At 46.1% G+C, this 12,988-nt stretch carries 12 protein-coding genes and 1 other annotated feature; of the genes, 8 read left to right on the top strand and 4 right to left on the bottom strand.

The genetic code is table 11. The features are described from left to right. From recG to abc-f, 5 genes are all read left to right on the top strand, one after another. A complete protein-coding gene (gene recG / locus J2Z66_RS14620) occupies positions 1 to 2,046 on the top strand; it encodes an ATP-dependent DNA helicase RecG (RefSeq protein WP_209972172.1) in 2,046 nt (681 codons plus the stop codon). A gap of 98 nt (positions 2,047 to 2,144) precedes the next feature. Continuing rightward, on the top strand, positions 2,145 to 2,435 hold the full coding sequence (locus tag J2Z66_RS14615; protein WP_209972171.1) for a stage VI sporulation protein F: 291 nt from the start codon (positions 2,145 to 2,147) through the stop codon (positions 2,433 to 2,435). A gap of 84 nt (positions 2,436 to 2,519) precedes the next feature. Then, positions 2,520 to 2,778 (top strand) — a binding site (T-box leader). A 125-nt stretch (positions 2,779 to 2,903) separates the two neighbouring features. Next, positions 2,904 to 3,902 carry a tryptophan--tRNA ligase gene (trpS, locus tag J2Z66_RS14610; protein WP_209972170.1) on the top strand — a complete coding sequence of 333 codons (999 nt, stop codon included), beginning with the start codon at positions 2,904 to 2,906 and terminating at the stop codon, positions 3,900 to 3,902. A gap of 33 nt (positions 3,903 to 3,935) precedes the next feature. After that, on the top strand, positions 3,936 to 4,928 hold the full coding sequence (locus tag J2Z66_RS14605) for a CobW family GTP-binding protein (protein ID WP_209972169.1): 993 nt from the start codon (positions 3,936 to 3,938) through the stop codon (positions 4,926 to 4,928). 363 nt (positions 4,929 to 5,291) lie between these two features. Then, on the top strand, positions 5,292 to 7,142 hold the full coding sequence (abc-f, locus tag J2Z66_RS14600; RefSeq protein ID WP_209972168.1) for a ribosomal protection-like ABC-F family protein: 1,851 nt from the start codon (positions 5,292 to 5,294) through the stop codon (positions 7,140 to 7,142). Between the two features lie 7 nt (positions 7,143 to 7,149). On the opposite strand, the gene J2Z66_RS14595 is transcribed toward abc-f, so the two are convergent. Together J2Z66_RS14595 and J2Z66_RS14590 are read right to left on the bottom strand one after the other, a co-directional pair. Then, entirely contained in the window at positions 7,150 to 8,166 is a 1,017-nt protein-coding gene (locus J2Z66_RS14595; RefSeq protein WP_209972167.1) for a polysaccharide deacetylase family protein, read from the bottom strand. A 100-nt stretch (positions 8,167 to 8,266) separates the two neighbouring features. Further along, a complete protein-coding gene (locus J2Z66_RS14590) occupies positions 8,267 to 9,091 on the bottom strand; it encodes a metallophosphoesterase (protein WP_209972166.1) in 825 nt (274 codons plus the stop codon). Positions 9,092 to 9,227: 136 nt separating this feature from the next. On the opposite strand from J2Z66_RS14590, the gene J2Z66_RS14585 reads away from it, so the two are divergent. Continuing rightward, on the top strand, positions 9,228 to 9,614 hold the full coding sequence (locus J2Z66_RS14585; protein WP_209972165.1) for a hypothetical protein: 387 nt from the start codon (positions 9,228 to 9,230) through the stop codon (positions 9,612 to 9,614). A 57-nt stretch (positions 9,615 to 9,671) separates the two neighbouring features. Here J2Z66_RS14585 and J2Z66_RS14580 read toward each other — a convergent pair whose 3' ends face one another. Further along, positions 9,672 to 10,091 (bottom strand): hypothetical protein, encoded by a 420-nt coding sequence (locus tag J2Z66_RS14580; RefSeq protein ID WP_209972164.1) that lies wholly within the window; start codon positions 10,089 to 10,091, stop codon positions 9,672 to 9,674. Positions 10,092 to 10,242: 151 nt separating this feature from the next. Then, positions 10,243 to 10,848 (bottom strand): pentapeptide repeat-containing protein, encoded by a 606-nt coding sequence (locus J2Z66_RS14575; protein WP_209972163.1) that lies wholly within the window; start codon positions 10,846 to 10,848, stop codon positions 10,243 to 10,245. Positions 10,849 to 11,096: 248 nt separating this feature from the next. On the opposite strand from J2Z66_RS14575, the gene J2Z66_RS14570 reads away from it, so the two are divergent. Both J2Z66_RS14570 and J2Z66_RS14565 read left to right on the top strand, forming a co-directional pair. Beyond that, the gene (locus tag J2Z66_RS14570; RefSeq protein ID WP_209972162.1) at positions 11,097 to 12,314 is read left to right on the top strand and encodes an MFS transporter; all 1,218 of its coding nucleotides are present in this window, start codon (positions 11,097 to 11,099) and stop codon (positions 12,312 to 12,314) included. Positions 12,315 to 12,371: 57 nt separating this feature from the next. Further along, positions 12,372 to 12,947, top strand: coding sequence for a nitroreductase family protein (locus J2Z66_RS14565; RefSeq protein WP_209972161.1), 576 nt, complete (start codon positions 12,372 to 12,374; stop codon positions 12,945 to 12,947). Positions 12,948 to 12,988: the final 41 nt, after the last annotated feature.

The raw sequence follows: 12,988 nt of genomic DNA, 5'->3' as shown, positions 1-12,988 counted from the left end.
ATGGATCTGAATCTGATACTAGTACGCGATGTCCGTGGAGTTGGCGCCCAGAAGGTTGAGGAGCTCAACGCTATGGGCATTTTTACGGCTGCAGACCTCATTGAATATGTTCCTTTTCGCTACGAGGATTATACAATTAGAGATTTAGTTGGAGTGAAGGACGGAGACCGGATTACCATACAAGGGAAGATCGTTGGCGAGCCGGTACTGCAGCGTTATGGAGGCAAGTCCAGGCTGTCTTGCAAAGTTATGGCCGACGCTTTTTTCATTACTGCCGTTTGGTTTAACCGCCACTTCTTGAAAGAAAAGCTGCAGGTGCAGCAGGACATTCTGCTTACGGGTAAATGGGACGGACGACGCATGCAGCTGACCGTTTCCGATTCCGAATTTCCTGGTCCAGGGGCTACCAAGACGGGAACTGTGCAGCCGGTCTATTCTGTAGCAGGCTCGCTTACCCAAAAATGGATGCGCAAGGTAATCAAGCAGGCATTAACGCAGTATGGGGCGATGATTAGTGAGGTTTTGCCTGCTTCACTGATCCGAAAGTATGGCTTTATGTCCAGGGGAAAAGCATTAGCTATTGTGCATCTGCCGGGTGATATCCATGAAGGGCAAAAGGCCAGAAGCCGCATGGTGTATGAAGAGCTGTTTCTTTTCCAGCTAAAGCTGCAAGCTTATAAAGCTGTCAACCGCCGCCGTGCGGATGGCATTGCCCAACAGATTGAATTGCCTGGCGTCCGCGCGTTTGTGCGTTCATTGCCCTTTCAGCTGACGGAATCACAAAAGCAGGTCATTGCGGAAATTTTGCAGGATCTGCAGCAGCCCTATTGTATGAACCGGCTGCTGCAGGGAGACGTTGGTGCAGGGAAGACGGTTGTTGCTGCTGTTGCCCTCTTCGCGACTATTAAGGCTGGCAATCAGGGGGCATTGATGGTGCCTACAGAGATTCTTGCCGAGCAGCACAAACGTTCACTGGACAAGCTGTTCGAGCCGCATGGAGTGCAGATCGCTCTGCTCACGGGAAGCTCCACTGAACGTCAGCGAAGAGATATACTAGCCGCTTTGCAGACGGGGTTGGTTGATCTTATTGTTGGAACTCATGCGTTAATTCAAGAGGACATCTATTTTCGCCAGCTGGGTCTTGTCGTAACGGATGAGCAGCATCGTTTCGGTGTGAATCAGCGCAGTATTCTACGCCGTAAAGGGATGAATCCCGATGTTCTGGCTATGACCGCGACGCCGATTCCACGTACACTGGCCATTACGGCATTTGGTGATATGGACGTCTCCACACTGCGTGAGCTGCCCAAAGGGCGCAAGCCAATCAAGACGTATTGGGTGCGGGAATCCATGATCGAGCGGGTACATAGCTTTATCGATAAAGAGGTTGCAGGCGGACGGCAGGTGTATGTGATCTGTCCCCTCATTGAGGAATCAGAGAAGCTGGATGTCCAGAACGCGATTGATGTTCACCTGCAGCTGCAGCAGCATTTTCCACGTATGCGAGTCGGGCTGCTGCATGGACGAATGAGCGCTCAGGAAAAGGATGCAGTGATGCAGGGCTTTAAGGATGGTATCGTGGAGACTCTCGTTTCCACGACAGTCATTGAGGTTGGCGTGGACGTGCCGAATGCTTCGCTGATGGTCATCTATGATGCCGACCGCTTTGGTCTCTCACAGCTGCATCAGCTGCGCGGCAGAGTAGGCCGGGGTGAGCAGCAGTCGCACTGCGTGCTTATCGCTGATCCGAAGACAGAGGTAGGCAAGGAACGTATGAAAGCAATGACGGAGACGACGGACGGCTTCGAGATCGCCAGGCGCGACCTGGAGCTGCGTGGACCGGGAGATTTCTTCGGCACGAAGCAGAGCGGACTGCCCGAGTTCCGGCTCGCCGATATGATGGTCGATTTTGCTGTCATGGAAGAGGCTCGTGACGATGCTGCAGAGCTAGTAGCTGAACAAGCCTTCTGGACTGGAGTGGAGTACGCCGGGCTGCGGCAGTATTTGCAGCGTCAGCAGGTGTTCGACAGCGATGTACTCGACTAAAGCAATCATCTATCTTTCAATTTCCTTCAAGATGTAGGAAGAATTCCGCGACCTCCCTCATAGACTAGAAGAGGAGAGGGATCGGAGGTGCTGAAAGGATGAAGGTTTATGAGAAGTATGGGATAGATCCTGTTTGGGTAGAACGCGTAAAGGTAAAATTTAAGAACCGGGAAACCAAGGAACGAGTCAAGCAGATTTTGCATGGTGTAACGGCTCAAGATTTGCAGAATAAAGCCAAAATCAGCCGATTGCTGGGTGCTGTATCTAAGGCGCTTGGAGAAAAGCTTAGTGAAGAGCAGAGTAACACGATTATTGATTTTGTTATTTCGCAGCAAATTGATCCGGCAAATCCGTTTCACAAGATAAAGCTGTGGAATATGTTTCGTTAACTATGCTTCATTATCTATCTTTCATTAATTAGGCTCACCAGCTGCTTGTAGGGTTTCAGAATTTGTGATAAAGTAATAAAAAAATAGTACACGATGAAGAAGAAGAGTACACGTTAGGATGGCTTCAGAGAGCTGATGGTTGGTGTGAATCAGTGCTGGAATAACGTCGAATGGGCTTCTGAGTGCCGATCCGAACGGGCAGTAGGAAAGGCGGATAGTCTCACCGATACAGGAGACAGGGTATCGTAAGCGTCTTGGATGCTTGCTGTACCTGTAGAGAGAGTCAGCTTGGCGACAAGCTAACTAAACAAGGTGGTAACGCGAATTCAACTTCGTCCTTTTAAGGGACGGAGTTTTTTTATATTGGAAAGGGGGTGATGGCCATGGATGATGGCTGGTGCTGGCGAAACATACTTTCAGTAGAAGCAGTTCAATTCTGGACATATCATTTTTCGAGGAGGAAGTCTTATGAAAGAACGTGTATTAACTGGAGACCGCGTTACTGGCAAGCTTCATCTTGGCCATTACACCGGGAGCTTGAGAAATCGGGTAAGTTTGCAGGAGCAGTACGAATCCTTTGTGATGCTGGCTGATGTACAGGCACTCACAACGCATTTCGATCACCCTGAGCTTATTAAAGCTAATCTTAGAGAAGTAGCTCTGGATTATTTATCGGTGGGCATTGATCCCGCTAAATCTACGCTGTTTATTCAATCTATGATTCCGGAAATTGCTGAGTTGATTGTTTATTTCTCAATGTTTGTGACGGTCAATTCCTTGCGTCATAACCCTACGATTAAGTCGGAAGCGAAGCAGCGTGGCAGCACGGATATGTACTATGGGTTTCTCGGTTATCCGGTCAGTCAGGCGGCTGATATTACGTTTTGTAAAGCGACGCTAATTCCGGTTGGGGAAGATCAATTGCCTCATATTGAACAGACGAGGAAAATTGTTAGACGTTTTAATGATCTATATGCTCCAATTTTGCTTGAGCCAAAGGCATTGGTCGGTCCGCGGCTGGAAGGTATAGATGGAAATCATAAAATGAGTAAAAGCCTTGGCAATGCCATCCTGCTGGATTCGAGCCAGAAGGAAGTGGAGGAGAAGTTGAAAAAAGCCAAGACGGATCCAAGCCGTGTTCATAAAAACGATCCCGGACATCCGGATATTTGTCCCATATATGGCTATCATGCTGCCTTTCAACCTGATATAGCTGCTGATATTCATAAAGCTTGCTCCGAGGGACAACTCGGCTGTGCGGATTGTAAAGGAAAGATTGCGAATACTCTCCATGAGCTCCTTGAACCAATGCGTGAGCGAAGACAAGTCTATAAAAGCAAGCCTGGTTATGTGGATGAAATACTACTTGCCGGAACAGGTAAAGCACAAGCAATCGCCAAAGAAACGATGCGTGAAGTGCGTGAGGCTATTGGGATTAATTATTTTGAAGATATGATTACAAGGTAGAACTGAAAGCACATATGGATGGAGGTTAAGCCAATGGAGAATACGAGGAGAACCGAGCCTGCTGTTCCTGTATATATTTTGTCCGGTTTTTTGGGGAGCGGCAAAACGACCTTTTTGACCCAAGTCATTGATTATTTTACTGCTTTGGGCAGAAAGCCTGCGGTCATTATGAATGAAATTGGTGAAGTTAATTTAGACGGTTTGTTAATCGACAGAACGGTTCCGATGGCAGAACTGCTGAGTGGATGTATTTGTTGTACGATCCGTGACGATCTGGGAATAACGCTAAGTGAGCTGCTGGCTGCCCATCAGCCGGATTTAATTTTCATTGAATCAACGGGTGTTGCCCATCCGCTTGAAATTGTAGATGAGGTTACAGATGCCAGCTTCACGCTTCCTGTGGAATTAAAATCTGTCATATCAATTGTTGATGCCCCGCAGCTGCTGCAGCTAAGCCGGACGAGTGCAGGCAAAACGTTCCTGCTTATGCAGGAGCAAATCCGCTGCGCGAGTGTGCTGGTTTTGAACAAGACGGATCTGGTGGTTCCTTCAGATTTGCCGGAAGTGGAGCAGTTGCTGCGGGATTGGAATCCGAAGGCCTATTTGGAGCAGTCCGTACATGCCCAGATCACACATGAACTTATGGAAGTATTGGAACAAAAGCATGATCAGGAGTATGAAAATGGACAGCAGCAGCGGGGACAACGGGAAGAGAAACAGCATGAGCACAATCCATGCAAGGCACATTCTTCACATGAGCATGTAATCGCGTATACGCATTATTTTGATAAGTCAATGGATAGTCATGAATTTGAGCTTTTTATAAGCAGACTGCCGGATGACATTTATCGGGCAAAAGGAATTGTAACATTTAGAGATACACAGAGCAGGTTTATGTTTCAATATGCCTATGGCGAGGTTGACTTTGTTAAAATTACTCCTCCAGACGGGGTTAGAGATGTGGGAGTGTTTATAGGTGAGAATTTTTCGAAGGAAATAATACGGTCCTCGATTTCGCTGTTATAATATAGCACACTCAATAGTACACACTTTATCCATTTAGCGCTTGCCAAATACTGCGTGTATCCTTTATAATGGAGCCATTCTTAGAACTCGGAGGTACCCCGGACGGTGAAGTAATTACGCCCAACTCAATTCTGCTTTTCATTATATGAGAAGGCAGACTCTACAACAGGTAGAGCGAGTGGGGATCGTATGTCCAAAAGGGGAGACTGATGTTCAGAATTTAAGCTGCGCGCCTGATTTAACCGAGGGCTGCTATTTAAGCTTATTCCTTTTTTGCATACAATTTCATTTGAATTCGTTCTTCCTGACTGTGGGCTGCTGCCTGCAGTTTTTTTGTATTTCAACACAAGGGAGGACATCTATATGACATTACTTATAAAAGCTACAAATCTTTCGAAGGAAGCTGCTGGAGCTGTGTTATTTACTAAGGTAAACGTTGAAGTGCACGCTGGAGAGCGGATTGCATTGTTCGGACGGAATGGGGTTGGTAAAACTACACTGCTGAATATGCTAACCGGTACTATTCAACCGGATAAGGGGACGATTGAACGGAAGCTGCCTGTCACGGAGTGGGGTTGGCTGGAGCAGCAGGTTGAGGCTTCGGATTCAATATCGATAGAGACATATGTACAGTCAGGAAGTCCTGAGCTTTATGCCTGCAAATGTGAGCTTAGCGACTTGGAGGCCAGCATGAAGAAAGCTGATACAAGCGATATGGAGAGCTTGCTGCTGCGCTACTCTGCGACAAGTGAGCGGTATATTCAACTAGGCGGCTATGATTGGGAAATTGAGGTGGAAAAAAAGCTGCTGCAGCTAAAGCTTGGACGGGAGCTTTGGGATTTGCCGCTGCATGTATGCAGCGGCGGTCAGAAGACAAGGGCACAGATGGCGCGCTTGATGGTGCGGAATCCGCAGCTGCTGCTGCTGGATGAGCCGACGAATCACCTGGATGGAGAGTCGCTGGAATGGCTGGAACAATGGCTTCAAGGGTATACGGGAACGGTCTTGTTCGTTTCTCATGATCGATACTTCATTGACCGGTTAGCGGATAGCTTGATTGAAATTACACCAAATGGGAGTAAAAAATATCATGGGGGTTATTCCGACTTCGTACGGCAGCGGGAAATTGAAGTGAAAACACAGGAGACAGAGTATCGCAAGCAAAAACAACAGCGTGAGCAATTGGAGGCTTCAATCCGTACTTACAGACAATGGTTTATTCAGGGAGAAAAGAATGCCAGAAAAGCAGAAGTGCCTATTCAGCGGGGGTATTTTCAAGCGCGTTCCGGGAAACATATTGGGCGCCTAAAAGATAAGGAGAAGCAGTTGGAAAGGCTGGAGGCGGAGCGGGTAGAGAAGCCGCGTGAAGCAGCAGGGCTGCATATGAAGCTGGAGGGGAGTGATTTCTCCGGACATTCGCTTGTGCGGATGGAGCAAGTTTCGTTTTCATTTCAGCAGGGAGCAGCTATGCTTTTCCGTGAACTGCAGTTTGAAATAGTCAGAGGGGACCGGCTGGCCGTACTTGGTTCAAATGGTGTTGGCAAAACCACGCTGTTAAAGCTGCTTATTGGCAGCTTATTTCCAACCGAGGGAATAGTCAGGCATCACCCACAATTAAAGCTCGGCTATTTCTCACAGGAGCTTGATAATTTGGATAAACAAGACACCCTACTTGACTGCTTGCTCTCGCTGCCTTCAATGACGCAAACACTAGCTCGAACGATATTGGGCTGCTTTTTATTCTCAGGAGATGATGTCCACAAACAAATTAAAGATTTAAGTATGGGCGAGAAGTGCAGAGCTGCTTTTTTAAAGCTATATTTTAGCGGAGCAAATTTACTTGTGTTGGATGAACCTACTAATTATTTGGATATTGATACGAGGGAACGCATCGAACAGGCACTTGAGCATTATCCGGGAGCGATGGTCCTTGTGTCGCATGATCGCTTTCTGATCCGTAAGCTGGCCAATAAGCTGATTTGGTTGACAGGTGATGGTCATTCCTTATTGTTCGAGGGAACCTACGATGAGTATGAACAATCAAAAAAGGATAGAAGCATAGCGCCTCATCTCCGCGAGCAAGCAAATGAACGGCGCAGATTGGAGCATTTGCTCAGCTTGCTGATGGCAGAGGAAACGCCTGATCAAGCAGCTGAACAGCTCCAAATGCACCAGGTCAGACAAATCAAGCTAAAGCTGGCTAACCTGGATTGACTTTTTCTCATAAATTTTTGGCAACTTGCAGCAGCTCTGGAACGGTTACCAGCTGGTATCCATCGGCTTTTAGCTTTTGAATGACGAGAGGTAAGGCCTCAACTGTCCCGCTTAAATCCTGCTTGTCTCCACCGCCTGAATGCTGCAAAATAATGGAACCCGGTCTTGTTTGCTGGAGAATGGTCTGCAGTACTTTGTCTTTACCGAGCTGCTTCCAATCCAGTGAATCCACATTCCAATTAACAATCAGGTAATTATGGCTGGATAACCATTTGACTTGCTGTTCGTTAATGGCCCCATATGGAGGACGTATTAGTTTGGGTGCATAACCGGTCAGCTTTTTCAAAACATTTTGGGTGCTTTCAATTTGATTCACAAAATTTTCTTGAGAAAGCTTGGGATAGAAAGCATGATTATAGGAATGGTTTCCAATAATATGTCCTTCACGGACGATTCTTTGCACAAGCTCAGGATGAGAGCCCGCTTTAGTTCCGACAAGAAAAAAAGTTGCTTTCACATGATGAAGTTTAAGTACGTCCAGTACTTGAGGCGTAAATTTGGAGTCAGGGCCATCATCGAAGGTTAGAGCTACTTTTTTCTCCTTCGATGATCCTCTAAGCTTAAGGATGTTTGGGTATTTACGCACAAGCTCTGTAAGAGTAAGGCTTCTGGCGGCTGCTTTGCGTTTGCCTTGGTTTTGATGAACGGGTACAGAAGGCTTTTTAGTTGGCTCCGGCTTCCTCGAATGTTTACTTTGTACAGTTGTTTCCTTAGCTGAAGGCTGTGAAGGGGATGGCTTAGAAGTGGACTCCACAGAAAGTGTTGGTTGAGGAGCCGCTATTCCCGGTTGCGGGCCGGGCTGCAAATTACCCGCTTCAGCTGTTGAGATCTGCAGGGGGACAGGAACAGTGGTCTGTGCTTCCTCCTGCATATCATGTTGAGGCTTGTTTACAATCATACCGCAGCCAGATAAGAGAATGGCGCATATGGTAACAAAGGAAACAAATATAAGCAGTTTTTTCATGAAAATCCCTCCGTGTAAAGCCTGTGCTAGCTTATAGGATGGGCTAGGGGAGGGCAGAATATCCAAGTAAATAAAAACAATTACGGCTGTTTAATAATGCTTATGTACATATTTGTATGGCTTTTTTGGGTATTCCCTTGTTCTCTTGCGGGTAGCCCAGAGCCGCGTTGAAAAACCGGCATCCATGAAGGGAGTAGTCCATTCGATTGTGGAGATGTCCGAAGCACCAAATTTTGTTTTTAATAAAAGGGAAATAAGGGGCTCCATCAAAATAATAAAAGCTTGTTGTCAGATCGAGCTTGCGGCTGAGAGGGGCATGACTCCAATCCGGAGAAAAATGTGTAATAATCACATCGGAGTGGGGAAGAATACGTAAGAGCTTACTCTTTTCGGCGTAAAACATATCTGTGGTTGCTCGTGTGATTCCGCGCGTACATACAGCATCGTTGGATACAGCTAACCAATGCTTGTAGATTTTGGCATAATTAGAGTTTAGGATTTGAATCCCGTACTGAAAATCGTACCACATACCGCATCCGCCGTAGCTGATTCCATCAATAGTAATAATATCTCCATCCAACATATAAACGTTAGACAAGCTTTGAGCATATTTTTTCATTTCAGTAAATCTATTGACCGAGTCATATGCATAGGAATATCGAGTAGATGAAGACTCCATATAATAATCATGATTGCCAGCAACCAAAAGAATATAAGAATAGTAATTTTTGAGCTCCTTAAGCAGTTTGTAATTTTGTTTGTTTCTATGACCCAGATCACCCGCTATGATGAGAACTGCTGAGGGGCGTTCGGGCAATAAGCTTGCAGCGAATGCTTGGAGGCTCTGCTTCTTATTAAATATGTGCCAACCGGTTGTGATCCAAAAGTCAAGATGAATATCAGATATAAGATCGAATGTGGGCATGAACGTTCCTTTCCATTAGAAAAAAATAAGACTGGAAATGTGTAAAGCAGTGCTTTTATGGGTAAAGAAAGATAAGGGACTCTCAGTCCCAAAAAAAGGATGAGTATAAACAATAAATATAAAGGAGCTGAATTTTATGTCAAAGCCTATTCAAGCTTATTTTAGCACAGAAAGTGATGCTGAAAGCGCAAGGATTTCTCTAATGATTTTTAATATTGATCTTTTGGAGGTAGGTGAGCTCGGGGATGGCCGCCCTGAAGGAGTAAGATTTGTAGTTCCGATAATTGCTGGATCAGGGAGTGGTATAGCTACTGGTACAGGAATGGGGACCTTGGGTGCAGATGCAGGAGCAGTTGGAACTGCTGCGAGTACCACACCGGTAGTTGGCGATTTGGACAAAAATGAGCCGATAGATTACGATAAACTGCGCTATGTACTTTCAGGCAAAGTTAGAGAACAGGACTATCCAGAAATTGTTAGAATTATTCATCGCAATAAGGGACATGTGCAAGCGTTTGACTAGTGTGGTGTAAGATTTGAACTTAAATGCAAAACCCCCGTGTAGGGGGTTTTGTGATGTTTATGATGTTTGTATTAGCTGCTCAGCTTTGTTGTCCGTAATAGAAGGTAGGAACAGCAGAGATACGCTGCTGCTGATGGGGATAATTCCAAGGATGCTGCTGGCTGGTGTGGGAAAGGGTATGTGGGTGATATGGATGATGCCACGGGTTAATCCAGTAGGGATGATGTATAGGATGAAAGCCATATTGGTGAAAAACATGTTGTTGTCCATGGTGTCCTTGGTGCCACTGGCCTTGATGTCCCTGCCCTTGGTGTCCTTGGTGCCACTGACCCTGATGCCCTGGGTGCTGCCATCCGCCATGCTCATCATGATGGCCCTGGTGATGGCCTTGCTGATAATGGTCATGAGTGCCAGACTGTGGAGCTTGATATGGGGCAGATGAAGGTGGGCGGGATAAATCGAATGCATCGAATGCATCGAAGGCTTCTGCAGCGTTTACTAAATTGGGATCTTCCTGCGTCATGAAAATTCTCCTCTCAATTAAAAAGCATACAGTAGCCTATGCTCGAAGGAGACTTAAGGGCACTTATCCCGGTAAATTGGGCTGAGGGCTATTTTCTAAATAGGTTCAATCAATTTTGGCGCCATAAGACCGCAAAAAAGTAACAGCTTGCATCATATCCATCCGCGCACCCTTAACGTCCAATGCTTTGAAGTCAATGCCATCAAGTATAGCACCTCTTAAATCTGCACCTTGCAGCCTCACTTTGCCGAGCTGCGCTCTTGTTAAATCTGCATGTCTGAGGTCCGCCTTTTCGAGATTGCAGCTATACATATCAGCTTCTGTTAATCGAATGCCGCGCAGGTCCTGCTTGGATAAATCCGTGTGCCGCAAATTTACATAAGACCAGTCGCCGCCGCGGATTGTGATTCCATCCATCTGAGACTCAGAAAAGTCGGAGCCGATCATCTTGCATTCCTCAAACTTGGAGACAAATAGGTTGGCCCCCCGAAAGATGCAATTCGTGAAAGCAGAACCGTTATGCAGAGAAGCATTAAACATGGCTCCAGTAAAGTCACAAGCTATGAAATTGCAGCCTGTTGTAAACACCTCTTCCAAGTGGGTACCCCGAAACCGGCATTTAGTGAAGGTGCAATTGCGCAATTCTCCTTCTCTTTGGTCGGACTGGCTGAAGTCTGTTTCTTCATAATGTTGATCTACATGCTGGAACATATGTGGCAGCCTCTTTTCGATATTTTTATCTATGGATTAGGTCTGACGAAAAAAACGTACTGATGTTTCCATTTTAACTTATTTGGAACATAATTTCGAATGTCGAGTTGTGAAATATCGTACATAATTACAAGCATCGCCAATATGGCGCTAGATAGCAGTACACATGCTTTTTCCAATTCTTTTATTGACTTGTTCAACAGCCATGATATAATCTCTTGATGAGCAATTAAGGGAGGAATAACTTGATGAACAAGGCACAAACGACAACGGCTGCAGCTGCGACTACGGTCTATCCTATTTTATTTGCAATCAGCATTGTTCATTTATTGAATGATTTAATGCAATCGACGATTTCGGCTCTTTTTCCTATTCTTAAAGATTCGCTCAGTCTGAGCTTTGCACAGATTGGATTGATTGCTTTTGCGATGAATATTACGGCATCATTTTTACAACCACTGATTGGGCTTTATGCAGATGCTCGTCCTAAGCCTTACATTCTGCCCTTTGGGGTAGGCTTTACCTTAATCGGGATTATTGCACTGGCATTCGCTCCAAATTTTGGCTGGATTCTTATTGCCGTTATGTGTGTAGGGATAGGCTCAGCGGTATTCCATCCGGAATCCTCCAGGGTAGCTTATTTAGCTGCGGGAGGCAGGAGAGGACTTGCCCAATCCATCTTCCAGGTTGGCGGCAATTTTGGGAGCGCTTTGGGACCTATTATGACGGCCATCATATTTGTACCCTTAGGCCAATTTGGTGTTATTTGGTTTGTTTTTGCAGCTGGAACAGCGATATGTATTCAATTCTATGTGGCTGGCTGGTACAGCAAGCAGAATCTGCTGCCGCGGCAAAAAGCAAAATCGAAGGCGGTTCAGCACAGCGGCGGTCTGACAAAGCGGCAAATTGGGTTTGCCATCGCGATTTTAATCATGCTCGTCTTTTCTAAAAATGTATATATTTCAAGTATTACAAGCTTCTATTCCTTTTACTTGATCGGAGATTATGGAGTTACGGTACAGCATGCCCAGCTTTTTTTATTTGCTTTTTTAGCTGCGTCTGCTGCCGGGACTTTTTTGGGAGGGCCGCTTGCGGACCGCTTTGGAAGGCGTAACATCATTTGGATTTCGATTATGGGTACAGCACCGTTCTCGATATTATTGCCTTATGCCAGCTTATTCTGGTCGGGTGTACTGTGCATTTGCGCTGGATTTGTGTTATCATCGGCCTTTTCGATTATTGTGGTCTATGCGCAGGAGCTGATGCCAGGTAAGATCGGGCTAGTATCGGGATTATTTTTTGGTTTGGCCTTTGGGCTTGGAGGTCTTGGTTCAGCACTGCTTGGTTTACTTGCGGATGCAACAAGCATAGCCTTTATTATGAAGCTGTGCGCATTTTTGCCTTTGATCGGCATTCTGACGGTGTTCCTGCCCAAGGATGAAGCTATAAGGGGCAAGGCGGCATAAAACATAAATGAAGAAATGTGCAGTAAACATAGGGAATACAAAAGGAGCGATTAGAGCATGAATGTCAAGGATGCTATTTTAAGCAGGCGGAGTATAGGAAGAGTTAAACCGGATGCTGTTGATCCCAAGCTGATCGAAGAGCTTCTGGAAGCGGCTGTTTGGGCGCCAAACCATCGGAATACGGAGCCGTGGCGCTTTATTGTTATGACAGGAGAAGGAAGAAAGGTGCTTGGGCGGGCTTATGGAGACATTGCCGCAGAAGAGGCTGATGATAAGCTGTCCGAGGAGGAGCTGCAGCTTCTATACAGTAAACAGGAGCTAAAAGCTTTGCGTGCTCCAGTCGTTATTGCTGTTGCAATGTGCCATACTCCAGGCTTAGTGGTGCCTTGGATCGAAGAAATTGCCGCGGTGCATGCGGCTATTCAAAATATGCTGCTCACAGCACATGCATTAGGTCTTGGTGCGATTTGGCGAACGGGAGATCCGACTTATCATCCGAAGATGAAAGCAGCCTTCGGTTTTCAAGGTGAGGAAGAACTGGCCGGCTTTATCTATGTTGGCCATCCGGAAGTTCCGGCAGGACAGGGCAAGCGCAGTGAATTCCAGCAAAAAACGGTTTGGCTAACTGAATAAATCTGTTTTAAAACGCCGGCTTCCTCTTGAATGGAGACCGG

This window comes from Paenibacillus eucommiae (genome assembly GCF_017874215.1).
GTDB lineage: Bacteria > Bacillota > Bacilli > Paenibacillales > NBRC-103111 > Paenibacillus_AI > Paenibacillus_AI eucommiae.
The sequence above is the reverse complement of the archived record's forward strand: the minus strand, read 5'-3'. Positions and strand labels throughout refer to the sequence as shown.